This is a genomic window from Brassicibacter thermophilus, from assembly GCF_055378355.1.
Genome location: NZ_AP042446.1, coordinates 109,038 through 132,461, shown reverse-complemented (window position 1 = coordinate 132,461; position 23,424 = coordinate 109,038). Strand labels below are relative to the sequence as shown.

At 28.3% G+C, this 23,424-nt stretch carries 30 protein-coding genes; 27 read left to right on the top strand and 3 right to left on the bottom strand.

What is annotated here, in order from left to right; translation table 11 throughout:
* Window positions 1-21: 21 nt before the first annotated feature.
* The 4 genes from csx20 to ACZ41D_RS00605 all read left to right on the top strand — a co-directional run bounded on the left by csx20 (window position 22) and on the right by ACZ41D_RS00605 (window position 3,799).
* Complete coding sequence (csx20, locus tag ACZ41D_RS00620; RefSeq protein ID WP_464152004.1) at window positions 22-411, top strand: CRISPR-associated protein Csx20; 390 nt, start codon at window positions 22-24, stop codon at window positions 409-411.
* Window positions 412-479: 68 nt separating this feature from the next.
* Entirely contained in the window at window positions 480-1,826 is a 1,347-nt protein-coding gene (csx2, locus tag ACZ41D_RS00615) for a TIGR02221 family CRISPR-associated protein (protein ID WP_464152003.1), read from the top strand.
* Window positions 1,827-2,184: 358 nt separating this feature from the next.
* The gene (locus ACZ41D_RS00610; RefSeq protein WP_464152002.1) at window positions 2,185-2,757 is read left to right on the top strand and encodes a sigma-70 family RNA polymerase sigma factor; all 573 of its coding nucleotides are present in this window, start codon (window positions 2,185-2,187) and stop codon (window positions 2,755-2,757) included.
* On the top strand, window positions 2,744-3,799 hold the full coding sequence (locus tag ACZ41D_RS00605) for a DUF4179 domain-containing protein (protein WP_464152001.1): 1,056 nt from the start codon (window positions 2,744-2,746) through the stop codon (window positions 3,797-3,799). Before ACZ41D_RS00610 ends, ACZ41D_RS00605 begins: the two co-directional genes overlap by 14 nt.
* 130 nt (window positions 3,800-3,929) lie before the next feature.
* Here the strand turns inward: ACZ41D_RS00605 and ACZ41D_RS00600 are convergent, their stop codons facing one another.
* Window positions 3,930-5,093, bottom strand: coding sequence for an iron-containing alcohol dehydrogenase (locus tag ACZ41D_RS00600; RefSeq protein ID WP_464152000.1), 1,164 nt, complete (start codon window positions 5,091-5,093; stop codon window positions 3,930-3,932).
* A gap of 206 nt (window positions 5,094-5,299) precedes the next feature.
* Entirely contained in the window at window positions 5,300-5,977 is a 678-nt protein-coding gene (locus ACZ41D_RS00595) for a Crp/Fnr family transcriptional regulator (RefSeq protein WP_464151999.1), read from the bottom strand.
* Between the two features lie 147 nt (window positions 5,978-6,124).
* On the opposite strand from ACZ41D_RS00595, the gene ACZ41D_RS00590 reads away from it, so the two are divergent.
* The 17 genes from ACZ41D_RS00590 (at window position 6,125) to ACZ41D_RS00510 (ending at window position 17,927) form a co-directional block, all read left to right on the top strand.
* Entirely contained in the window at window positions 6,125-6,607 is a 483-nt protein-coding gene (locus tag ACZ41D_RS00590; RefSeq protein WP_464151998.1) for a permease, read from the top strand.
* Window position 6,608: 1 nt separating this feature from the next.
* Entirely contained in the window at window positions 6,609-7,328 is a 720-nt protein-coding gene (locus ACZ41D_RS00585) for a permease (protein WP_464151997.1), read from the top strand.
* Between the two features lie 165 nt (window positions 7,329-7,493).
* Complete coding sequence (locus tag ACZ41D_RS00580) at window positions 7,494-8,660, top strand: M20 family metallopeptidase (protein ID WP_464151996.1); 1,167 nt, start codon at window positions 7,494-7,496, stop codon at window positions 8,658-8,660.
* A gap of 64 nt (window positions 8,661-8,724) precedes the next feature.
* On the top strand, window positions 8,725-9,123 hold the full coding sequence (locus ACZ41D_RS00575) for an ArsR/SmtB family transcription factor (RefSeq protein ID WP_464151995.1): 399 nt from the start codon (window positions 8,725-8,727) through the stop codon (window positions 9,121-9,123).
* Window positions 9,124-9,149: 26 nt separating this feature from the next.
* Window positions 9,150-9,551 (top strand): arsenate reductase ArsC, encoded by a 402-nt coding sequence (locus ACZ41D_RS00570; RefSeq protein WP_464151994.1) that lies wholly within the window; start codon window positions 9,150-9,152, stop codon window positions 9,549-9,551.
* 289 nt (window positions 9,552-9,840) lie between these two features.
* Window positions 9,841-9,990, top strand: a complete 150-nt coding sequence (locus tag ACZ41D_RS00565; RefSeq protein ID WP_464151993.1) for a hypothetical protein — start codon at window positions 9,841-9,843, stop codon at window positions 9,988-9,990.
* 15 nt (window positions 9,991-10,005) lie between these two features.
* A complete protein-coding gene (locus tag ACZ41D_RS00560; protein WP_464153097.1) occupies window positions 10,006-10,701 on the top strand; it encodes an HDOD domain-containing protein in 696 nt (231 codons plus the stop codon).
* A 151-nt stretch (window positions 10,702-10,852) separates the two neighbouring features.
* Window positions 10,853-11,734, top strand: a complete 882-nt coding sequence (locus ACZ41D_RS00555) for a diguanylate cyclase (RefSeq protein WP_464151992.1) — start codon at window positions 10,853-10,855, stop codon at window positions 11,732-11,734.
* 373 nt (window positions 11,735-12,107) lie between these two features.
* Entirely contained in the window at window positions 12,108-13,418 is a 1,311-nt protein-coding gene (locus ACZ41D_RS00550) for a YjiH family protein (protein WP_464151991.1), read from the top strand.
* A 340-nt stretch (window positions 13,419-13,758) separates the two neighbouring features.
* The gene (locus ACZ41D_RS00545; RefSeq protein WP_464151990.1) at window positions 13,759-14,100 is read left to right on the top strand and encodes a hypothetical protein; all 342 of its coding nucleotides are present in this window, start codon (window positions 13,759-13,761) and stop codon (window positions 14,098-14,100) included.
* Between the two features lie 28 nt (window positions 14,101-14,128).
* Complete coding sequence (gene recX / locus ACZ41D_RS00540) at window positions 14,129-14,761, top strand: recombination regulator RecX (protein WP_464151989.1); 633 nt, start codon at window positions 14,129-14,131, stop codon at window positions 14,759-14,761.
* Between the two features lie 93 nt (window positions 14,762-14,854).
* Complete coding sequence (locus ACZ41D_RS00535) at window positions 14,855-15,154, top strand: DUF2508 family protein (protein WP_464151988.1); 300 nt, start codon at window positions 14,855-14,857, stop codon at window positions 15,152-15,154.
* A gap of 68 nt (window positions 15,155-15,222) precedes the next feature.
* On the top strand, window positions 15,223-15,495 hold the full coding sequence (locus ACZ41D_RS00530) for a pro-sigmaK processing inhibitor BofA family protein (RefSeq protein WP_464151987.1): 273 nt from the start codon (window positions 15,223-15,225) through the stop codon (window positions 15,493-15,495).
* A 164-nt stretch (window positions 15,496-15,659) separates the two neighbouring features.
* Window positions 15,660-16,280 carry a 50S ribosomal protein L25 gene (locus tag ACZ41D_RS00525; RefSeq protein WP_464151986.1) on the top strand — a complete coding sequence of 207 codons (621 nt, stop codon included), beginning with the start codon at window positions 15,660-15,662 and terminating at the stop codon, window positions 16,278-16,280.
* A gap of 112 nt (window positions 16,281-16,392) precedes the next feature.
* On the top strand, window positions 16,393-17,040 hold the full coding sequence (locus tag ACZ41D_RS00520; protein ID WP_464151985.1) for a 50S ribosomal protein L25: 648 nt from the start codon (window positions 16,393-16,395) through the stop codon (window positions 17,038-17,040).
* 111 nt (window positions 17,041-17,151) lie between these two features.
* On the top strand, window positions 17,152-17,337 hold the full coding sequence (locus tag ACZ41D_RS00515; RefSeq protein WP_464151984.1) for a hypothetical protein: 186 nt from the start codon (window positions 17,152-17,154) through the stop codon (window positions 17,335-17,337).
* Window positions 17,338-17,426: 89 nt separating this feature from the next.
* Window positions 17,427-17,927: a hypothetical protein gene (locus ACZ41D_RS00510; RefSeq protein WP_464151983.1), complete on the top strand. Its 501-nt coding sequence runs from the start codon at window positions 17,427-17,429 to the stop codon at window positions 17,925-17,927.
* A 305-nt stretch (window positions 17,928-18,232) separates the two neighbouring features.
* Here ACZ41D_RS00510 and ACZ41D_RS00505 read toward each other — a convergent pair whose 3' ends face one another.
* Window positions 18,233-18,412: a sigma factor G inhibitor Gin gene (locus tag ACZ41D_RS00505; RefSeq protein WP_464151982.1), complete on the bottom strand. Its 180-nt coding sequence runs from the start codon at window positions 18,410-18,412 to the stop codon at window positions 18,233-18,235.
* Between the two features lie 129 nt (window positions 18,413-18,541).
* Between ACZ41D_RS00505 and ACZ41D_RS00500 the strand changes: the two genes are divergently transcribed.
* Genes ACZ41D_RS00500 through ACZ41D_RS00475 form a run of 6 tightly spaced genes read left to right on the top strand, consistent with a single transcriptional unit; the run spans window position 18,542 to window position 23,324 of the window.
* Entirely contained in the window at window positions 18,542-19,984 is a 1,443-nt protein-coding gene (locus ACZ41D_RS00500; protein WP_464151981.1) for an aminotransferase class I/II-fold pyridoxal phosphate-dependent enzyme, read from the top strand.
* A 46-nt stretch (window positions 19,985-20,030) separates the two neighbouring features.
* Window positions 20,031-20,660 (top strand): dTMP kinase, encoded by a 630-nt coding sequence (tmk, locus tag ACZ41D_RS00495; protein ID WP_464151980.1) that lies wholly within the window; start codon window positions 20,031-20,033, stop codon window positions 20,658-20,660.
* 26 nt (window positions 20,661-20,686) lie between these two features.
* Window positions 20,687-21,016, top strand: a complete 330-nt coding sequence (locus ACZ41D_RS00490; protein WP_464151979.1) for a cyclic-di-AMP receptor — start codon at window positions 20,687-20,689, stop codon at window positions 21,014-21,016.
* Window positions 21,017-21,028: 12 nt separating this feature from the next.
* Window positions 21,029-21,481, top strand: a complete 453-nt coding sequence (locus ACZ41D_RS00485; RefSeq protein ID WP_464151978.1) for a YaaR family protein — start codon at window positions 21,029-21,031, stop codon at window positions 21,479-21,481.
* Window positions 21,482-21,493: 12 nt separating this feature from the next.
* Window positions 21,494-22,477: a DNA polymerase III subunit delta' gene (gene holB, locus ACZ41D_RS00480; protein ID WP_464151977.1), complete on the top strand. Its 984-nt coding sequence runs from the start codon at window positions 21,494-21,496 to the stop codon at window positions 22,475-22,477.
* Between the two features lie 4 nt (window positions 22,478-22,481).
* Complete coding sequence (locus ACZ41D_RS00475; protein ID WP_464151976.1) at window positions 22,482-23,324, top strand: PSP1 domain-containing protein; 843 nt, start codon at window positions 22,482-22,484, stop codon at window positions 23,322-23,324.
* Window positions 23,325-23,424 lie beyond the last annotated feature (100 nt).

The window sequence follows — 23,424 nt, the reverse complement described above, 5'->3', positions numbered from 1 at the left end:
AATTAACATGAGGTGATAATTTTGAATTTGCTAGTTATAATGTCTCACCAGCTTTCAGATATGCAAGTTAAAGAAGCAAAAGAAATGCTGAAGATAGAACATATAAAAACACTTCCCTTAGAATTGAGAAAAAATTGGTCGGATATTGAGCCTGCTGGAGAATTGCCCATAGATGTATTGACACCTATAAAAAATTGGATCTTAGAAGAATCAAATGAACAGGATTATGTACTTGTTCAAGGAGAGTTTGGGGCAACATTCTATCTTGTAGATTATTGTTTTAATATAAGAAGAATACCTATTTATGCAACTTCTATAAGACAAGTAGAAGAAAAGGTTCAAGACGGTTTAACTATTACAAATAGAGTTTTTAAACATGTAAATTTCAGAAAATATGTTAGATATTTGTAAAAATTTTAAATTATTTTGTAACTTAATAGATATGATAATATTTCAAAGATTAAAAGGGGAAGATAAAGGTGGCTAAAGTATTAATATCACCTATAGGTGCTGCTAAAAGAGAAGGTAATCCTAATAGAGAGTATAGAAGGACAAAATATAAATTTAAAGACAATGATTCTATTTTTGAAACTCCTTTTGTATCAGCAGCTTTAGCTAATTATTTAAAAGTGGATAAGGTAGTTTTCATTGGCACCCCTAAATCTATGTGGGAAGAAGTTTATAAATATTTTACAGAAGTTATTAATTGTGAGTTTGATTATGACTATTGGGCAAAAGTAGGAGATTTAGCTGAAAATTCCACTTTTGACAATCCAGCAGTTGATGAAGTTATACTTGAAAAAACAATGGATTCAGTAGATAAATATTTAAAAGCAATTAATCCATCAGCTTTAGGCGGGTCATTTCCACTAATTATAAAATACGGATTAAATGAAGAAGAATTGTGGCAAAACTTCAACCTTTTTATGAAACTTACTGAGATTTTAAATGATGGAGATGAGCTTTATTTAGATGTAACCCATTCCTTTAGATCTATACCATTATTTATGTATTTAATGATGGAATTCATTCAAATATTAAATCATAAAAAAATAACTCTGGAAGGATTATATTATGGAATGTATGAAGCTAAAGATGAGTTAGGATATGCTCCTATTGTTGATTTAAAGCCTTTATTTCTAATATCTCAGTGGATTAGAGGAGTGCATGATTTTATAAATTATGGTAATGGTTATTTAATTAGTGACCTCATAGAAAAAGCGAATATTTATGAAAATAATCAAGATGAGATGTCTAAAAAAATAAATAATATATCTGAACTTTTAAATATTAATTATCTGACTGATTTACAGACACAAATAAAAAGTTTGAATAAACTTATAAATATTGAATATAAAGGAAAGGGGCCTATACCGTATATTTTCCCATTGATTGAAGACTTTATTTCTCGTTTTAGTAAAATACAAAAAGCTTCAGAATTTCAATTGGAACTAAGCAAATGGTATTTTGAAAATAAAAGATATGGCCATGGATATATTTGCCTTATTGAAGCTATCCTTACAAAGCTGTGTGAAGTATATGATTTAGATTTAACGGATTTTAATAATAGAGAAAAGGTTAAAAAATTGGTTGTTAAACGGTATTATCAAAATAAAGTTAAAGATCTAGAAAAACTAGCTGATAAATATAATTCAATAAATAAAATAAGAAACAGAATAGCCCATGCAGCTTTTTATGAGGACAAAAACTACTCATTTACTACTGATATAGATCAAGCAACTAAGAATTATGAAGATATAAAAAGATTGCTTGAAAATAAAGAAATTAATGAACTTAATACTATTATTCCAATTCAAGAATTATAGAATATGGATATATTATACTAAATTAAAATTTATGAATTTATGATTATATGGTAGTGTTTAAATAAGTCGCAGTGAAAATATATTTATATGGAATAAAGCAATGACCTTTAATGCACTTTTTATAAACTATAATAATAAGGAGCTTATTTGATTTATTATAAATAAGCTCCTTTTATTATGTGAGAAATTTTATAATAAATGGAGGCAATTGCATAATTACTACAGGTTTGAAATTTAGTAATTCATAAATTTTCTACATTATAATAATTTAAAATTTTTGATAGATTTAGTTTTATGATTACGAAATATTAAATAGAAAGATAAAAATCTACATGTAGATAATAAAGTAAAGAAGGTGGTGCCATTGAAAATAACAGAAGAAAATTTTGTTGATCAAATCAAGAAAAGGAATGAAAAAGCTTTAGAATATGTTATTGATAACTATGCATGGGTTATCAAGACAGTTTTGAAGAAACACCTTTTTAATTTACAAGATTTTTATGAAGAATGTATGGATGACTGTTTACTTGCAATATGGGAAAATATTCATTACTATGACCCAAAAAAATCTAGTTTTAAAAATTGGATAGCAGGGATAGCAAAATATAAATCTATTGATTACATGAGGAAATATTTGAAAAATACAGAGACTAAAAATATAGAAGATGTAGTTATCTCTGCAGAAGGTAATTTACTAAGAGAAATTTTAGCAGATGAAATCAGTAGGGAAACAGAAAAGATGCTATGCAGTTTATCAGAAGAAGACAGGGAGATTTTTAAAAAAATATATTTTGAATGCAAAAATATGGATGAAGTATCAAAAGAGACAGGACTTAGTAAGTCTATTCTCTATAATAGGATTTCAAGGGGAAAAAAGAAAATGCGTAAAGCAATTAATGTGGCAGGGGGTTCTAAAAATGAAGGGTTCTAAAAATATATACGAACTTCTAAATCAAGTGGAAATTAATATTGAAGATTATAAAAGAGAGGAGTTAAGCGATATGGAAAAGCAAAAATTAAAAGATAATTTTAGAAAAAACAAAGGGAAAAAATTAAATATTAGAAAATTAGGGGTTATTGCAGCTGCTTTAGTATTGGCTGTAGGTATTTTTAGTCAGACCAACTTTGGGATAGATGTTTATGCTGCTGCAGAATCAAAAATTTCAGAGATATCCTATTCTATAGGCAAAGCCCTTGGCATTGAAAGAGACATTGAGCCTTACGCAAATGTAGTTAATCAAACTGTTGAGGATAAAGGGATAGAAGTAAAATTATCTGATGTAATTATTGATAAAGATGAATTAATTTTTTCGACTATTGTAAATACCAATAAGGAAGTTGAAAGTGTTAACTTTGATTATGACATATTTATAAATGGGAAAAAGTTAAGGAATTATGGAGCAATTGGGTCATGTGGAGCTATAGACGATTCAAATACTCTATTTTTACAGACCTATTGTGTAGAGGCTAAAGGAATTGATACTAAAGAAAACGTAGATATTAAAATTGTGCTAAGTGAATTGAATTATTATGTAGGAAATTCTAGGGAAAATATAAGAGGTAAATGGAGATTTGAATTTACTGCAAGTGGTGAAGAATTAATGGCCAACACTTATGCATTACCAATAGGTTATTCATTTAATATAGGGGATCAAAACTATATACTTGAAGAATTTAGATTTAATCCTGTAAATCAAAAAATATTAGGAAAGATTGAAAATGAATCAAAAGAAGTCTACCAAATACAATTAAGAGGCCAGGATAATTTAGGAAATGAAGTCATTTTTTCATTAACCAACAAATCTAATGAAGATATAGTTTTTAGATATGAAAATATATATGGTAATTTATCTAAAGACATTACTTCTATTACATTAACTCCATATGCAGCAAAACTTCCTGAAAAAAGCGGCAGGATGAGTAATGACTGGAAGCAAGTTGGAGAAGAATTTACTATAATGTTAAAAAAATAGTCTTAAATAAAGGAAATTAAGAAATAAATATAACGCAACTGATTTTAAAGCACCCTTAGAAGACTATCAATAGGTCTTCCAGGGGTGCTTATAGTTTTTAAAGAAGAAAAGATTGTAACTTTAAGCTTTATTATAACGAAGCTTTAAGTATATTTAACACATCTTGAGTATTTAAAGTCTTAAATCCTTTTATGTCACCATTTCTAGTAGCATGAGCTGCCATCTTTTCAAAGTATTCTTCATCTATATCAAGCTCACTCAATGTTGCAGGTATTCCTAAAGAGATAAAGTATTCTCTTGTTTTTTCAATAGCTAGATTAGCTATTTCGTACTTGTCCTTGTTTGGATCAATTTTCCAAACATTTACACCGTATTCAACAAATTTATCAACTGTACTATCATCAAGAACATATTTCATCCAATTTGGCGTCAATATTGCAAGTCCTACTCCGTGAGTGATATCATAATATGCACTTAGTTCGTGTTCTATGGCATGAACACTCCATATAGAGTCTATTCCATAGTTTAGAAGATTGTTAATTGCTAAACTTGATGCCCACATTAGATTTGCTCTAGCTTCATAATTTTCAGGTTCATTAATAGCGATCTTACCATATTTAATACAAGTCATGAGAAGTGCTTCTGCTAACTTGTTTTGTAGAAAAGCACTTTTTACATTATTAAAATACACCTCAAAAATATGACTCATAATATCTGCTGTACCTGCTGCAGTGTGTTTTGCTGGTACTGTAAATGTGTATGTGGGGTCAAGTATAGAAAATTTAGGTGCCATATTTGGGTGTCTTGTACCGATTTTTTCATTTGTGTCCATATTTGATATTACTGCATTACGGTCCATTTCAGAACCTGTTGCAGCTAATGTAAGTATTGATGCAATAGGAAGAACTTTAGTAATCTTACTAGGGTCAACAACAATATCCCATGGGTCCCCTTCATAATAGTATCCTGCTGCAATTACTTTAGCACAATCTATTGAACTACCTCCACCTACTGCAAGTACAAGTTCTATATTATTTTCTTTACAAATTTCAATACCTTTTCTTACACTTGTTATTCTTGGATTTGGTTCTACTCCTGAAAGCTCCCAAAAGCTAATAGAATTATCCTTTAATATACTAACTACTTTATCATAAATCCCATTTCGCTTTATGCTTCCACCGCCATATACAAGAAGTACTCTTGAACCATAGTTTTTTATTTGGTCACCGAGTACTTTTATTTGGCCTTTTCCAAAGAATATTTTAGTAGGTATTGAATAATCAAAATTTTTCATTTAGCAACACTCCTTTCACGGTTTAATAATATTATAACTCTCAATAATTAAAATATGAAGAGTTGACATATTTACTAAATTATATTTATTAATATCCATTATTTAAGCACATTTAGGTTAGTGTATTTAATTTTTTAGTAAATTCAATGTATAATGATATTAGATTAAGTTGTTACTTAATAGTAATTATGCAATTTCCTCATTCATCAAAGCTTGCGAATAATATCAAAATCACAGATAGTAATAGAGTGGGCGTCATAATCTAATAAACCATCTTTTTTCATTTTATTAAGTTCACGAGAAAGGGAAGTTCTTTGTACACCTAATCTTTCAGCTAATTCCTTTTTTGTAATATTAAGTTTTATTTTTCTACTTTTTTGAGTGTAATACTCATAATTTAAGAATTCAATAATAGATTCTCTTACAGATTTCATGGATATAGATTTAATTTTGTTTGTTAAAATAGTAGTTTTATCTGATATACAAGTTAAGAACTTTACTAAAAAATCTTGACTAGTATGACAAAGCTTAAGTACAAAATTTTTATCAGCATGTAAAATTTCAGTATCTGATTTTGCTATAACACTCATAGGATAATATGGGTATTTTGAAAACAATAGATTACCACCGATATTGTCTCCAACCTTAAATTCAGTAATAGTTAATACATTTCCTTTTTCATCAATTTTTTGAACAAATACTTGTCCCTTCAAAATAATATCCCAATAATTGCATTTTTCACTTTCAAAATGGATGATACTGCCTTTATTGTACTTAGAGATAATATAATGATGAGTTTTGAAAAGATTAAGCAATTCTTCAGTAGAAAATCCATTAAACAAATCTGTTAATCTTAAGATATTCAGATAATTTTTTATATTCATAAAAACACCCTTTTTTAAAATTAGTTACCATGGTAACTGTATGTTGTTGTTATTTATTATAATATAGACTTAAACATAATGAAAGGGGAGTTTTTCGCAGTAAAATCACCTAATCTTAAAAACTACAAAGAAAAGGAGTGATGAAAGGTGGATATTTTCACTATATCATTATGGGGGATAACGGGGGCTGCCTTTTTAGCCTCCCTTGTTAAAAATAAACAAAAAACATTTAATTCTATGAAAATGGCAAAGGGTATGATGAAAAATATGGTTGGACAGATTGTAGGTATCTTATTTCTTATAGGACTAATTTTGACATTTATACCACCAGAAGTTATAAAGGATGTTTTGGGAGAAAGCAATCCATTTATTTCAACTGCCGTTTCTGCATTGACAGGTAGTATTACACTTATCCCTGCTTTTGTAGCATTTCCTTTAGTAGGATCTCTTGTAGATGCAGGTGCAAGTATAGTTCCTGCTGTTGCATTTTTAACAACTTTGACAATGGTTGGAGTAGTGACTTTTCCATTAGAGAAACAAGAGTTTGGCCTTAAATTTGCTACTACACGTAATGTTTTTAGTTTTATATTTGCACTTATAATAGCACTGATGATGGGAGTGATTATATAAAATGATTAAAATAATTAAGGAGAACAAACTGTTGACAGTAGTATCTCTAGCATATATTTTCCTATTTATCACAATGCCTGATAAGGCTTATTTATCTGTGAAAAATAGTATGTACTATATTATAGAGATGCTTGAAATTATGCCTGTGATTTTTATACTTACGTCAATTATTGAAGCATGGGTTCCTAAAAAAGTAATCATGAATGGATTTGGTGAAAAGTCAGGAATAAAGGGGACTCTATTTTCATTCTTATTAGGAAGTTTTTCAGCAGGGCCTATTTATGCAGCATTTCCAGTTTGTAAAATGCTTTTAAAGAAAGGTGCTAGCATAGCAAATGTGGTAATTATATTAAGTGCGTGGGCAGTAATAAAAGTACCAATGCTTGCTAATGAAGCGAAATTTTTAGGAGTACAGTTTATGGGGCTTAGATGGATATTGACAGTAGTATCTATACTGATAATGTCACATATTGTGACTGTATTTGTAAAAAAGAAAGATATGCCTATACAGGAAGAGCAAAGTTTAAGCAAAATAACTGGTATTGATATAAAGAAACAATATTGTATTGGATGTGGATTGTGTGAAAAATTAATGCCTCAGCATTTTGAGGTAGTGGATAAGAAAGCAAGATGGAAGGAATCTACACTAAAAGATACCCAAATAAATGAGTTGAAAGAGATAATGGAAAAATGTCCTGCTAAAGCTATTAATTTTAAATGATATTTAAATGAGGAAATTGCAAAATTTAAAAAATATTTATTATGCAATTTCCTCAAATGTTTGTTGACCCATTTTATAAGTTTTTTTATAATGTAAATAAAGTTACTTTAGTAAAACATAGTGAAAAAGTGCATTCATTAATAAAAATTTTAAAGGGGTAATACTATGATAAATAAGGTAATACAATTTATACAAGACCATAAAAATGAGTTTATTCAATTAAATGAGTATATTTATAATAACCCAGAAATGGGATATGAAGAGGTAAAATCAAGTAAAGCTCACATTGAATTATTGAAAAAACACAAATTTACTGTTGAAGAAGGATATATGGGTATAAAAACTGCTTTTAGAGCTGAATTTACAAGTCCTAAACCAGGGCCTACCATAGCATATCTATCTGAATATGATGCATTACCAGAGATAGGACACGGATGTGGGCATAATCTATTGGGGACGACCAGTACTGGAGCTGGGATAATTCTCAGCAAAATACTTCCCGAAATTGGAGGAAAAGTTGTAGTATTTGGGACTCCTGCTGAAGAAACAAGTGGTGCTAAAGTAGATATGGCAAATAAAGGGGCATTTAACGATATTGATATAGCAATGTTAGCACATCCTAGTGATGCTTATTACAAAAGTGGAGACTCATTGGCTATGGAGGCTATACAGTTTACATTTAAGGGTAAAACGGCTCATGCAGCATCTAATCCAGAAAAAGGAATTAATGCCCTCGATGCAGCTATTAATACTTTTAATAATATAAATGCTCTTAGAGAACATATTAGGTCAGATGCTAGAATACATGGAGTAATTGTAGAAGGTGGAAAGGCAGCAAATATTGTACCAGATTTAGCAATAGCACAATTTTATGTTAGAGCAACTACTAAGAAATATTTAGAGGAATTGAGTGAAAAAGTGAAGAATTGTGCAAGAGGAGCTTCTCTTGCAGCAGGAACCAAATTAGAAATTACAAATTATGAAGCTTCTTATGATAATTTAGTTACAAATAAAATACTATCTGAAACATTTTGCAAAAGACTTAAGGATATGGGGGTTACAGAGATAAATGAAGCTAGGCAAAGTTTTGGTTCATTAGATATGGGAAATGTAAGTCATGTGTGTCCATCAATTCATCCATATTTTAAAATAAGTAATGATGAGGTAATAGCTCATACTAGAGAATTTGCATTAGCTTCAACTACTCCTACTGCTTATGATAATATGTGTAAAACTATAGGAGCATTGGTACTAACAGCTGTAGATATTATAAAAGATAAAAAGTTATTAGAAGATATAAAGAGAGAATTTGAAGCATCCTATATTTGTTGACAAGCATATAAATATATATTATTATATGAGTATAATCAAATATAATGATATAGGTGGTGATAAATTGAGTTTTATTGAAATATTTAAAGCATTAGGAGACGTAAATAGGATTAGGATACTCAATTTGCTAATAAGACAAGAACTTTGTGTATGTGAGATAGAAACAATACTAGGAATGACACAATCTAATGCTTCAAGGCATTTAAATAAGTTAAAAAGTGCAGGTATTATAGCTAGCAGAAAGAAGTCACAATGGGTTTATTATAGAATAGATGATAAGTTTGTTAAAGAAAATCGCTTGTTATATGAATTCCTTAAAGAGAAAATTGAAGAAAACACACAATGTTTAGAAGATACAAAAAGGTTTAATAAATATAAAAGTAATAATTTTACTTGCAAGCAAATAAAAGAAGATAAGAATAAAGTTATAAGACATATTAAAGGCCAATGCTATAAAGATTAAATAAAATAAAAAGGAGAATAGAGTATATGAAGAAGAAGGTGGCATTTGTATGTGTTCATAATTCTTGTCGTTCTCAAATGGCAGAAGGATGGGCAAAAAAATTAGGAAGTGATGTAATCGAGCCATATTCAGCAGGGACAGAAAATTATCCTGAAGTAAAGCCATTAGCAGTTAAGGTAATGGAAGAAGAAGGGATAGATATGAGCGGTCATTATCCCAAATTATTAACTGATATTCCAGAAAAGGTCGATATCTTAATAACTATGGGTTGTAATGTAGTATGTCCTTATGTACCATGTAACCATGTGGAAGACTGGGGAATTGAAGATCCATCAGGAGGACCAATAGAGGATTATAGAAAAGCAAGGGATATTATCAAAGAGAAAGTGGAAGACTTGATTGGGCGGATAAAAAACAACCAAATATAATATATGAGATTGTAAAAAACATGGTTTATTAGAGATAGTAAACCATGTTTTTTTGTGTGAATATACAAATCTAAAAGTTGTAGTATAATTAAAATAATGAAGTTAGTCAAAAAAGTAATAAGGTTAAAATAAAAAAGAAAAATACTTTAATTATGAGATAAGTTATTTTATAATGAAGATAAAGCAGTTTTGGAAATTATATTATATAATTTTTAAAATTAGACAATATAAGATATCTAATTAGTACGATTTAGTTTTAGTACGATTTAATCCATACTAGGAGGAAAAAATGCAAGCTCATCCAATCATTAAACTGATTAACGAATCAAACTATTTACCTAAAATACCAAAAGAATTTGGAGAAATATTAAATATGTTATTAGAACCATCAGAATTTGATTTAGATGATTGTATAAAGAAAATAAATAATCTTCCATAATTAGAATATTCCTTAATTAAAAGAATAAATTACAATTCAAGATTAAATCGTGAAATATTATCGTTAAGAGATGCAGTGCTGTATTTAGGAGCTAAGAATACTAAAATTATTGCTATAGCATATATAACAAAATTGTTATTGCCAAATAGAAGTGGACGAGCAAAATTATTTGACAATAAAGCATACTGGAAACATTGCATTGGGACATCTATTGTAAGCTCTATGATTGCACATGAGACAAGCTTATGTGATAAGGATAAAATGTTTACCTATGGATTAATTCATGATATTGGGGTAATTGTTTTAGATATATGCTTACCAGACTATTTAAACAAAATTTATTCATTACAATTAAAGGGATTACATCAAATAGTAGCAGAAAAAATTGTGCTTAGTGGATTAACTCATACAGAAATTGGAATGTGGGTATGTGGGGAATGGGGTTTACCGAAAGAAATAACTGAGATTGTTGGATATCATCATACTCCGTTTATAAATAGCCAAGTTAGTAATGAAGTGATGGTAATGCATTTAGCAGATTCTATAAGCACTAATTATTATGAGAAGTTGATGGGAAATGAAACTACTTTTGTATATTCTGAACGTATTAGAGAGAAGCTGAATATTTCAAAAGAATTTGTTGAAGATATATCAAAAAGACTTCCAAAAGAAGTAGATAAAGTGAACCGTATTATAGATTTTAATTTCTAAAGATGATGAAGACAAGTTATGTGTATATTATGATAAAAGTTTAACTTTTATTAATATGCAATTTGCACTTTATTGGTACTTAAGTTTAATTTAATACTTTAATGATATAATGCACTTAGTGCATTATATTAAATTTGTGAGGGAATGTTATATGAATAAATTTGAAAAGATTGAGAAAACAGTATACATATTAATAGACAATAAAGGTAAAATTCATTATAGCAATATTGATAAATTTTATGCTCAAGAATATTTAAGGAATATTGATATTTTAGATTATTTACCAATTGAAAAAACTATACATAATAACTATAAACATTACACTGTAACTGTTGAAAAAGTTGATATAAATAATCAACAATATTATTTAGTTCTTATTCAACCTCATAAAGATTTTTATGAGTATGCGTACAAAGACTCAGTTACAGGATTATATAATAGAAACTATTGGGAACAGTTGATATCTGGGATGCTGCATCGACCAATGCCTAAGATATTTACTTTGATTATTATTGATGTTGATAATCTAAAACACATTAATGACACTAAAGGGCATTTGTTTGGAGATAAAGCTATAAGAATTGTTGGCAGGTCTATTATAGAAAGTATACGTAAATGTGATATTGCTATACGATATGGTGGTGACGAATTCTTTGTATTGCTTTTAAACACTAAAAGGACTGTTGTAAAAAAAGTGATAAATAGGATTAAGAAAAAAATAAGTGAAAAGGGAAAGAAGGAAAATATTCATATTGAAATAAGTGCTGGAGCTGCTTGTTCTAACTGTGCACATGAAATAGAAAAGACTATAACTATTGCAGATGATAATATGTATAAAGAAAAGGCTAAGAAAAAGGTTAAATTAAATAAAATAATAGATGATATAACGGAATTGAAGGACAAAATAGAAACCCTGAACCATGAAATAAAAAGTAAAGCAAATGAAAACTCAAATAAAATGATAACCAAAGGACTATTTGAGATAAACATGAAGCTAGAAGAAATGATTAATAAATATTCAAGAAATGCTTAATAATCTTATATACACTAGTCTTGAATTTTTTATTAATAAGTTTTTTTAGATAAGATTATAGGTAAACAGGTTTGAATTTTAAAATTAGCCTTTGAAAAATCTATTTTCCGTGATAGAGATAATTAAAGTGTTTAACTTGTTTTAACTTGTTTACCTATAATATAAATTAAATAATCTTACAAAAATAGACGTTTTGGTGACGATTTGATATTAAAATGTAATAGAGAGAATTTTTCAGATAATTATGTAATTTTTCGCATATAAAGAATACAAAATTTTAATAAGTAAGGAGGCGGTTATATGCTGTGATAGAAAATTGGAGTTTGTATTCTACTAAGGAAAAGGATTTCTTTAGCTTATGGAGGAATTAAATATGATAAAAGAAGCTAGAAAAACTAAAACAATAGCTAGATTTATTCTTTTAAATCTTTTGGGTATTTTTATGTTTTTTGTTCCTATTACTATTAATGGGAAAAATACAATACCAATTGATCATATAGTAAGTTTTATCCGTCAAATTCCTAATTTTGGAGTTGTTTATGCTGGAGTAATAATTATTATTGGAGCAATGCTACCATTTATTAAAAAAACGTGGAATAAAGATGGTGTTACTACTGTTTTCTCAATTTTTAAAGTATTAGGAATATTTGTATATTTTGCAGCGGTATTCAAACTAGGTTCAGATAGGATACAGTCTCCAGGAATGCTTCCGTTTGTTTTTAATAAAGTTGTTATTCCAGTTACTTTACTAGTTCCTGTTGGAGCAGTATTTTTAGCATTTTTAATGAATTATGGATTCATGGAATTTATTGGAGTTTTTATGAGGCCTATTATGCGTCCTGTATGGAAGACACCAGGCCGTTCAGCTGTTGATGCAGTAGCGTCCTTTGTTGGTAGTTATTCAGTAGGATTGCTTATTACTAACAGAGTGTATAAAGAAGGGTATTATTCTAATAAGGAAGCTTGTATTATAGCAACAGGTTTTTCTACAGTATCTGCAACTTTTATGGTTGTTGTAGCTAAAACACTTGGCTTAATGGATAAATGGAATTTATATTTTTGGGGAACACTTATCATAACCTTTATTGTAACAGCATTAACAACAAGAATGTATCCTTTGTCAAGAAAATCTGATGATGGTTATAATGGTAGAAAGGTTATACCTGAGCCAAAAGCTGAAAAAGGAAAAGTACTTTCTACCGCTTTAGAAGAAGGGCTTAAATCCTGTGAAATGGCTCCAGGAGTAGTAGAAGGAATTATAAAAAATTTTAAGGATGGTATAGGACTTGCCCTTTCTATTGGACCAACACTTATGTCAATTGGATTTTTTGGTCTTGTGCTTGCTGAATATACACCAGTATTTGATGTTATGGGATATATTTTCTTACCATTTACGAAACTTTTAGGATTTGGAGCTGAAGCTACATTACTTGCTAAAGCATGTGCAATAAGTTTAGCAGAGATGTTTCTTCCAGCTAGCATAGTTGCTTCTTCTTCTCCATTGGTACAAGCAGTTGTAGCTATAGTCTGTGTTTCTGAATTGTTGTTCTTCTCTGCATCTATTCCTTGCATTTTAGCAACAGATATTAAAATTGATATTAAAGAACTAATAATTATATGGGTTGAAAGAGTTATTTTGTCATTACTTTTAGCAACACCATTTGTTCACTTTTTTATTCTATAATAAGAGATAAAATTAAATAATTTAATTTTTCATAAAATTGTTTAATTTCATATTATATTTGCTTATTAAAAAATGGAAATTATAAATTGAATTGTTATATAAAAAAATAGATATTTTTGAATTAATAAATCATGGCTTATGATGAATTTTAAATTCTTAAGCCATGATTTATTAATTTTAAGGGCAGAGATGATATTTTTAAATAATAACTAACGTTGCTTTCAATTGATTGCTTTTATTAAAATGATATAATAAAATAAGGTAGAATAACATTGCATAAAGATAAAAGAGGAAATTGCACAATTGCAGTAGAGCTAAAATAATATGGGGGGAAAATTATATGAAAGTAAGTATACGAAAAAAATTGATAGTGTTATTTATGGCAGTTACATTTGTATTTATTTTGGGAATCCTCTCATATTTTAATTTATTACCTCAGAAAATATATAAGGCTGAAGACTTTGGCATTGAAACAATATATAGTAAAAATGATTACAATCAAAATGGTATTGATGACTACACAGATATATTATTAGGTGCTAGAAAAGATGCAGAAAATAAACCTATTTTAATCCACAATGCAGGTCAACCTGTGAGAGAGGAAGACGCTTTGATAAGATGGTATAAATCTCATGGAATTACAGGACACTATAGATTTGAATATAAACCTAATGATATGTAAGATTGTGAGCAGAGGTGAAAAAAAAGCAGTGATCACTAAGATAGAAAAGCAAAAGAATAATACTGATAGAGTAAATATTTATATTGATAATGAGTTTTTCCTTGGAGTATCGGCTGAAATAGTGTATAAATATAATTTGAGAAAAGGTATGGAAATAAATGAAGATATGCTAAAAGAAATCATAGATGAAGAAAATTACATCAAAGCTAAAAACACAGCTTTTAACATACTAAGCCATAGTATGCAGAGTGAAGAGATGATTAGAACAAAGCTTAAGAGAAAAAAGTATGAAGAGCATATAATAGATAGGGTTATAAAGGTATTAAAAGAATACAAAATGATAGACGATATAGAATTGGCAAATATAATAATAAGGGATAAACAGAATATTAAAAAAATTGGAAAAAATCGCATAAAACAAGATTTGTATAATAAAAAAATAGATTCAAAAATCATAGAAGAAGCTTTATCAATCAATATCAATGATGAGATAGAATATGAAAATGCCTTATATATTGGAGAGAAGAAGATGAAAAGCATAAAAGATATTGATAAAAGAAAAGCATATGAAAAGTTAGCAAGACATTTACTTTATAAAGGATTTAGTTATGATATAGTAAATAAAGTTGCCAGAAAATTAATAAAAGATATAAATAAATGAAGATGGTAAAAAAATTAATCCTAGAGTCCCCTGTATAAATAGGTTAAAACATGTCAATAATACCAATAAATTATATTTAAGGTGGGGATTTATATGGATGAATTAAAGGCAAAAACCTTTAAAGAAGGAATAAAAGGCAAATATAAAAATTTAAATAGTTCTTTACATTTTATTACTAAAAATTTGGTTTCTAAGAAAGATGAAAATAAGGAGTTTATTCAAAATTTAAAAAAAGCTCATTGGGATTGGCAGAAATCTCAAATATTTTTTCAAAATGTATCGGACCCTGATTTAGTTGATTATGCGATATATAAAATGGAGGCCTCTAGATTAAAATATATATATCTATTGAAGCAAGCAAGAAAAAAAGGAATAAAGGCAAAGATAATATAGTTTTAAATTAGGTAATATTTTTTGGATAACCTTTATATATATTAGTATAAGATATAGAGGTGATATAAATGGGTCTCGATATAGGGATTAATGTAATATTAGCTTATGCATTTGGATTAATTTTATTATATATAATAGGATGGCTTCTTATTATACCTATAAAAATTATCGTGAAATTGATAATAAATGGTGTAATAGGAGGAGTTATACTAGTTATATTAAATTTAATTGGAAAGCTTATTGGATTTAGCATAGGCATAAACGTGGTCACTGCACTAATAGTTGGCTTTTTAGGCATACCTGGTGTTATACTATTGATTATTTTAAGATTAATTTTGTGAAACAAGTTTAACACTTTAATAAAAAATTCACATTGTTTGAATTAATTTAAATTTTGTGATATATTATATGTATTGAGATAACCAGTGGCTTATATGCTTATATCTGAGTTAATTCGATGAAACTGTTTATTTCTACTAATCATCAATACAAAGGGGGAAATGATATGGGAGTACCAAAGTTAAGGGTAGATTTGAGAAATAACAGTGGTAAGAATTATTCCATTAAATTGAGAAAGCATAATTTAGTACCTGGAGTAATGTACGGTAGAAAAAAAGAAACTAAGCTTTTAAAAGTAAACAAGTTTGATTTGCAAAAATTTGTTAATAAATATGGATATAGTAGTTCATTAAATTTAGAAGTGGACGGCAAAACAATTCCTGCTATTATTAAGGAAATTCAAGTAGATACTTTAAAAAACGAAATTTTACACGTTGATTTTCAACAGCTTGCTGCTGGTGAGAAAGTTAAGTTAAGTATACCTATTATATTAGTTGGTAAAGAAAAGATTTCAGACAATACAGCTATTATACAGCAGCAATTAGATGAATTAGAAATACAATGTTTACCTCAAGATATACCTCAATCAGTTTCATTAGATGTATCAAATTTGAGTTTTGGAGAATCATTAAAGGTAGGAGATTTGGATATAGTTAATGATGAAAAAATAGAAGTATTAAATGATTTAAATGAAACTGTTGCATTATTAACTACTTCTAATAAAGCAGAAGAAACAGACGAAGAAGAAGTTCCTATTTATGAAAGTGAAAAGAGTATATTAGAATAAAATCAGGGTGAAATATTCCCTGATTTTTTAATATTAAGATACCCTCCATGACTAAAAAGTTAAAGTATAGGACATAATTAGATAAAGAAGACTATAATAGGAGGGAATTAAGATGCTAGATGCTAAAATGGTATGTAAGATACGGAATGAAATAGGAAGTAGAGGCTGTAATAGAGTTCGTAGGAGAGGTTATGTGCCTGGTATAATTTATGGTAGCAATTCTTCAAACTTGACAGTTGAGTTAGACAAGATAGAAATAAATAGAATTGTAAAAAGTTTTGGTGAAAATTCTTTGGTTAATGTAATCATAGATGGTAATAATTATCCATCTATGATAAAAGAGATACAGAGAGACCCAATTACAAAAGATATTATACATATTGATTTACAACAAATTGATAGTAAAGAAAAAATCCGTACATCAATTCCAATAATGTTATCTGGTAAGCAGGTAGTCAACAGAGATGGGATATTACAACATCAGCTAAAAAAAATAGAAGTTGAATGTTACCCAAAAAATATTCCTAAATTTGTATCAGTAGATGTTTCAAATTTAGAACTAGGAAGTGCTTTAAAGGTTTCAGATGTTGAGTTTGGAGAAGATTTTACAATATTAAATGATGAAGATGAAATCATAGTATCTTTGACATCACCAAAGGCTGAAAAAGAAAAAGAAGAAGATACGATAGATGAAGATTATTGGATTGAAAAAACGTCAATTGAAGATATGGAAGAAGAGCATGATTTAGGTTCACAATAAGTGAACCTTTTTTCTATAAAGGGCTATAGTAAAATGTAGGAATAAATGATATAATGTAAAAAAAAGGATTGTTATGTAAAAAGATATTTTCTCTATTTTGGAGGCTTATGTATGAAGATTGTTCTAGCTATTATATTATTATTTCCTATAGCCATATTTCAAATATATATTGTGGTTGATGTTATAAAAATTGCAAGAGATAATAGTTTGTCAAAAAGAAAAGAAGTGAATCGACAGTCAAATTATTATAAAGATAAAAATTTAAAGAAAAATAACATACGAGTTATCAGTAAATGAGACATTCAGGTGTCTTTTTTTATATGTTATTTGATAAATAATATTTATTTGTTTAGAATATATACAAAGATATAATAAGGGGGATCCTCATGAAAGGTATGATTAAACAAAATGTATCAAAAAAAGCTAAACCATTTTGGCAGATTATTATAGGTGCATTTTTGTATGTGGTAGTGGTAAATTATCTTATTACTTTGTGCAATACTTTAGGAAGAAAATATGTAAATTTTGCGAGCTTAGCTATACTATTTCTTTCTTTGTTAGTAGTAGTAATATTTATATATAGATTTTTAACTGGATATGAATATCTTCTAATTGACAATAAACTAATCTTTAAAAAACATGCACGAAATCGAGATAAAAAGTTATTAGAAATTGAAGTAAATGAAATACAGTTTTTAAAACCCTATAAAGAGATAAAGTCTAAAAAGGATATATCATATACTTATAGATTTGTCTGTGATAGAGAATATGATAAATTTTATGTTGGAGAATTTACAAGAGAAGGTAAAAGATATAGATTTGTTTTTAAACCTAGTGAAAGGATGATTAACATTTTATACAAAAATATAGAAGAAAGTGTTATGTAAAAAATAAATGCTCGGACATTTTTATGCAATAAAATAGTAGATAATATGTGGATAAGTTGTTTATAAATTTGGGATAATAATATTGAAATTGTGGATAAATAATTATTCTGTGGACAACTTTGTTCATGAGAGCTTAATTAATGAAATTATGTAAAATAGTATAGAAGAAGCATATAATTTTTATTTGATAAAGTCTAAATATCACTTAAAGCTATTTTAAGCCATTGATTGTTGACATAAGTTATCAACTGTTAATTGTGGATAATGTGAATAAAATATTCAAATTAAGTGAACAATGTGGATAATTAGTTTGCTCCAACTATATAATCAATCCATGCCTTTTTTAATACTAATTTATAATAATCATATTCTATATCTTCAAAATTAACTCTTGTAATTTTATCTAAGCAATCTTCACACACACGAATTCCTAAAATATTAACTCCGTCAGCGTTTTCTTTATTGCATATTTTGCAAATAGTCATAGTTATCAATCATCTCCTTAATAAATACTATATTAGATTGTTGACTATATATTATATTTTATTCAATATGCATGACCAATGTTCGTAGCTTTTGATATTAATCTTAAAAGGAATTGGGAGGTGAATAATATGAAATTACCAATAATAAACGGATTAAATAAATATGCCCAAGAAATAGATTTAAGATTTCATATGCCAGGCCATAAAGGGAAAAAAATACTGCTAGATTGGAATGAGATTATTCCTTCTATAGATGTTACAGAAGTGGAAGGTACGGATAATCTTCATAACCCGAATTCAATAATTTTAGAGAGCGAAAAACTAGCTGCAAAAACTTTTGGTGCAAATGAGACATTTTATTCTGTCAATGGGACTACTGCTGGGATATATGCTGCTATATGTGCTTCTACAAACCCTGGTGATGATATTTTGATACAGAGGGATTGTCACAAGTCAGTTTATAATGCAGCTATACTAGGAAGGTTAAATATTCATTACATTTATCCGAGATATAATAGTAAATACAATCTAACATTATCAATAGACCCTTGTGATTTAGAAGATACATTAAAAAGAAATGATGTAAAGGCTGTGGTAATTACGTATCCTTCATATTATGGGATATGTAGCGATATATCCAGGATATCTGATATAGTTCATAAGTATAAAAAAATCTTAATAGTTGACGAAGCACATGGAAGTCATTTTAAATTTAGTAATAAATTACCTATTACTTCTCTAGAGGCTGGGGCAGATATAGTGATACAAAGTACTCACAAAACTCTACCTGCATTTACGCAAGGTTCAATGGTTCATGTTGGTAGTGACAGAATTGATGTAGATAGGCTTAAGCTGATGCTTTCTTTATATCAAACTACAAGCCCGTCATATTTAATAATGGCTTCCCTCGATGCTGCTAGGGCGTATATGGAAAGTGAAGGAAAATATAAATTAGAAAGCCTTATAAATAACATACAGCATTGGACATCTTATTTAAACTCGCTTGATAATGTTTTAATAGTTAATAAAGATATTTTAAAAGAAGAAAATGTATATGATTTTGATTTAACTAAGCTGATTATAGGAATAAATAAAATAAGAGGAACGGTTTTAGAACGTATTTTAAGAGAAAATTATAGTATTCAGCTTGAAATGTCTGATTATTATTATGGACTAGCCATTACTACAGCTTTAGACGAAAAGAAGGATATAGAAAAGTTAGCATATTCTATAGAGAATATATCTAAATTAAAGGATTATCAAGAAGAAATGGCGAATATAGAAATAATATACCCACAGCCCCACATAGCAATGCCAATTTATGAGGCTTTTTATAGTAATTCTAAATTAGTAGATATTAAATCAAGTGTAAAAATGGTTTCTGCAGATTTTATTGTACCTTATCCACCAGGAGTTCCATTATTAAATCCAGGAGAAATAATAACTAGTGAGATTGTGGAATATATTTACTTTTTATTAAAAAATAATGTTCAAATTTTAGGTCTTAAAGATTATAATTATAATAACAAATATATTAGAGTAATTGATAGCAAAGATAAAGTATATTTTTAAAATATTATGGCATCAAGATAATTACTGAAAGGAATGATATATAGATATGAAAGGTTATTTTATAACCTTGGAAGGACCTGACGGCTCAGGGAAAAGCACTATTACAAGGTTATTAACGACATATTTGAAGGAAAAAGGTTATGATATTGTGGTTACTAGAGAACCAGGAGGTACAGATATAAGCGAAGATATAAGGAAAATAATATTAGATAATAAAAATGTAAAAATGTCTCCAGTTACTGAAGCATTATTATATGCGGCTTCAAGGGCGCAGCATGTATATGAGAAAATATTACCTTCTATAAAAGAGAATAAAATAGTTATATGTGAGAGATTTGTCCATTCTAGCCTTGTATATCAGGGGATAGGAAGGGAGTTAGGAATAGAAAATGTTAGAAAGATAAATGATTTTGCAACTCAAGGACTTAAACCAGACTTAACATTATTTTTTAAGGTCAACCCAGCTAAAGGATTAAATAGAAAAAGGAGGAGAAATAGGGGCGATAGGCTTGAGATGGAAGATATTAGTTTTCACGAAAAAGTTTATGAAGGGTATTTAGAGCTAATAAAAATGTATCCTGACGATATAAAGGTTATAGATGCTAATCAAAGTAAACATTATGTATTTCAGCAAGTTAAAGATGAGATAGATAAATTACTAAAGGATAATAAATAACAATTTTAGAAGTGAGGGGGGTTAGTGTGAAACTTATTATTGCTATAGTGCAGGATGAAGATGCTCCTAAGTTAATTGATACTCTTATGGAAAATAGATATAGGGTGACGAAGTTAGCTACTACAGGAGGATTTTTAAAATCAGGTAATACGACTCTTCTTATAGGTGTAGAAGATGAAAAATTAGATGATGTATTGAATATAATAAATAAGCTTTGTAAGTCTAGAAAACATATTACTTCATCACCAACGCCAACAACTTGGACTTCTGGAGTTTATATGCCATATCCTGTAGAAGTTCATGTTGGAGGGGCAACAATTTTCGTAGTTGATGTTGAAAAATTTGAAAAAATATAGGGGAGATAAACTATGAAAATAAGTGATATTACTAATCAATCTTCTAAAACTATAAATGTAGATTATAAGGAAGTAGGAAAACACAAAAGGGTAAAAGAAAGTAGTTTTGCAGGGGAACTAGAAAAAGCCACTTCATTAAATATTAAAGAAAAAATAAATTCATTACTTGATAAGATAGATGCTCAGGCTGATAAACTTTCTAAAAGCATGGATGTTGGAGACCTATTAGAGTATAAAAAACTTGTTTCGGAATTTTTAAGGGAATCTGTAGATTCTATGGTCAAATTTAGTAAAAATAGTTTTCTTGATAGAAGAGGAAGGCATAGAATTTATGCTATAGTGAAAAGAGTAAATAAGGAATTAGAGGAATTAACTGCTGAAGTCTTAGCGAAAGAAAAGAATAATATAAATATATTAAAGAAGATAGATGATATTAGAGGTCTGATATTAGATATATATATGTAATGGAGGAAAATGATGGACTTTTCAGATATAATAGGACACAAAAGAGTTATAGACAACTTACAGAAAGCGATAAAAAAAGGCACTGTAAATCATAGTTATATTTTTGAAGGGCCTGATTCTACAGGGAAGACTTTAGTAGCAGAAGTGTTTGCTAAAACTCTTTTGTGTAAAGAGAAAATGAGTTTTCCTTGTAATCAATGTTCTTCTTGTATAAAATTTGATTCTCATAATCATCCTGATTTTTACATAGAAACTTCTACTGGAAATTCTATTAAAAAAGAACAAATAGAAGAGCTTCAAAAAACGATTAGAATTTTTCCATATGAAAGTGAAAAGAAAGTATATGTCATTAAAGATGCTCATAAGATGACCAAAGATGCACAAAATTGTTTTTTAAAAACATTAGAGGAACCTCCAAGTTATGCTATTATTATTTTAACTGTTAATAATAGCTATAGTATCCTACCTACTGTTTTATCAAGATGTCAAGTTATAAGATTTAGACCTGTAGAAAACAAATTGATAGAAGATATATTAGTAAAAAGGTATGGTCAAACTCAAGAAAAAGCAAAATTTATATCATCGTTTTCTAATGGTGTGGTGGGAAAAGCTATAAATCTATCTCAATCTGAAAGGTTTAATGATATTAGAAATAACGTTATTGATATAATCGATTGTATACTAAAAGATAATGATAAGTATAGAGCTTTATCTTTTGTGGATTTTTTTGAAAAAGAGAAAGATTCAATAGATGACATCTTAGATATTATTTCTGTATGGTTTAGAGATATACTGGTTATGAAGGAAACTAACAACAGTAAGATTATAACAAATATAGATAAACTAGACATCATCAAAAAGCAGGCAAATAAATTATCAAAAAATAAAATAAATGATATAATAGATATTGTTGAAAAAACTAAGGATGATATTAAATTAAATGTAAATTATCAATTGTCCTTAGAAGTAATGCTTTTAAAAATTCAGGAGGTTTAATTATATGGTAACAGTGGTAGGAGTAAGATTTAAAAAAGCAGGAAAGATATATTATTTTGATCCTGATGGTATAGATATAAAAAAGGATGACATGGTTATAGTAGAAACAGCACGTGGAATAGAGTTTGGACAAGTGGTTGTTGGGCCAAAAGAGATTACAGAAGAGGAAATAGTTTCTCCATTAAAAAGTGTGCTGAGGGTAGCTACAGAAGAAGATATTCAAGTAAACCTTGAAAACAAACGAAAAGCAAAAGATGCTTTTGACATATGTTTAGAAAAGATTAAAGAACACCAATTGGAAATGAAGCTTATAGATGTAGAATATACCTTTGACAATAATAAAGTTATATTTTATTTCACCGCAGACGGTAGGGTTGATTTTAGAGAGTTAGTTAAGGACTTAGCTGCTATATTTAAAACTAGAATTGAGTTAAGACAGATAGGAGTTAGAGATGAGTCAAAGATGATCGGTGGATTAGGGCCTTGTGGTAAACCTATGTGTTGTGCTACATTTTTAGGAGAATTTGAACCTGTTTCTATAAAAATGGCGAAGGAGCAAAACATTTCTTTAAATCCAACAAAGATTTCTGGTATTTGTGGAAGACTTATGTGTTGTTTGAAATTTGAACATGAGACATATGAAGAAACTTTAAAAAAATTACCTAAGGTAGGGGTAATGGTGGAAACTCCTATGGGACAGGGGGTAGTAACAGAAACTAATACTTTACTAGAAAAAGTAAAAGCTAAAGTAAAGCTAGAAGATGGTACTGAAGATATAATTAGTTTTCCTCTAGATAAAATAAAAGTTATAAAAGATGAGGAGATAGAAAATAAAGAGATAGAGTAACTATACAACTTTTTTAGGTAATTGTTTCAAGCAAAAAAAATACTTTAAATAATGAAAAAATAATGATAGAATAAAATAGAAATGCATAGCTATTTGCTTA

Bases quoted from the DNA above. Each gene is read 5' to 3' on its own strand.
- ACZ41D_RS00525 (WP_464151986.1), top strand. From the start codon at position 15,660: ATGGGAGTACCAAAGTTAAGGGTAGATTTGAGAAATAACAGTGGTAAG.
- ACZ41D_RS00580 (WP_464151996.1), top strand. From the start codon at position 7,494: ATGATAAATAAGGTAATACAATTTATACAAGACCATAAAAATGAGTTT.
- ACZ41D_RS00530 (WP_464151987.1), top strand. From the start codon at position 15,223: ATGGGTCTCGATATAGGGATTAATGTAATATTAGCTTATGCATTTGGA.
- ACZ41D_RS00500 (WP_464151981.1), top strand. From the start codon at position 18,542: ATGAAATTACCAATAATAAACGGATTAAATAAATATGCCCAAGAAATA.
- ACZ41D_RS00515 (WP_464151984.1), top strand. From the start codon at position 17,152: ATGAAGATTGTTCTAGCTATTATATTATTATTTCCTATAGCCATATTT.
- ACZ41D_RS00585 (WP_464151997.1), top strand. From the start codon at position 6,609: ATGATTAAAATAATTAAGGAGAACAAACTGTTGACAGTAGTATCTCTA.
- ACZ41D_RS00475 (WP_464151976.1), top strand. From the start codon at position 22,482: ATGGTAACAGTGGTAGGAGTAAGATTTAAAAAAGCAGGAAAGATATAT.
- holB (WP_464151977.1), top strand. From the start codon at position 21,494: ATGGACTTTTCAGATATAATAGGACACAAAAGAGTTATAGACAACTTA.
- tmk (WP_464151980.1), top strand. From the start codon at position 20,031: ATGAAAGGTTATTTTATAACCTTGGAAGGACCTGACGGCTCAGGGAAA.
- ACZ41D_RS00535 (WP_464151988.1), top strand. From the start codon at position 14,855: ATGGATGAATTAAAGGCAAAAACCTTTAAAGAAGGAATAAAAGGCAAA.
- ACZ41D_RS00600 (WP_464152000.1), bottom strand. From the start codon at position 5,093: ATGAAAAATTTTGATTATTCAATACCTACTAAAATATTCTTTGGAAAA.
- ACZ41D_RS00570 (WP_464151994.1), top strand. From the start codon at position 9,150: ATGAAGAAGAAGGTGGCATTTGTATGTGTTCATAATTCTTGTCGTTCT.
- ACZ41D_RS00605 (WP_464152001.1), top strand. From the start codon at position 2,744: ATGAAGGGTTCTAAAAATATATACGAACTTCTAAATCAAGTGGAAATT.
- ACZ41D_RS00505 (WP_464151982.1), bottom strand. From the start codon at position 18,412: ATGACTATTTGCAAAATATGCAATAAAGAAAACGCTGACGGAGTTAAT.
- ACZ41D_RS00545 (WP_464151990.1), top strand. From the start codon at position 13,759: ATGAAAGTAAGTATACGAAAAAAATTGATAGTGTTATTTATGGCAGTT.
- ACZ41D_RS00565 (WP_464151993.1), top strand. From the start codon at position 9,841: ATGCAAGCTCATCCAATCATTAAACTGATTAACGAATCAAACTATTTA.
- ACZ41D_RS00485 (WP_464151978.1), top strand. From the start codon at position 21,029: ATGAAAATAAGTGATATTACTAATCAATCTTCTAAAACTATAAATGTA.
- ACZ41D_RS00555 (WP_464151992.1), top strand. From the start codon at position 10,853: ATGAATAAATTTGAAAAGATTGAGAAAACAGTATACATATTAATAGAC.
- ACZ41D_RS00595 (WP_464151999.1), bottom strand. From the start codon at position 5,977: ATGAATATAAAAAATTATCTGAATATCTTAAGATTAACAGATTTGTTT.
- ACZ41D_RS00550 (WP_464151991.1), top strand. From the start codon at position 12,108: ATGATAAAAGAAGCTAGAAAAACTAAAACAATAGCTAGATTTATTCTT.
- ACZ41D_RS00520 (WP_464151985.1), top strand. From the start codon at position 16,393: ATGCTAGATGCTAAAATGGTATGTAAGATACGGAATGAAATAGGAAGT.
- ACZ41D_RS00510 (WP_464151983.1), top strand. From the start codon at position 17,427: ATGAAAGGTATGATTAAACAAAATGTATCAAAAAAAGCTAAACCATTT.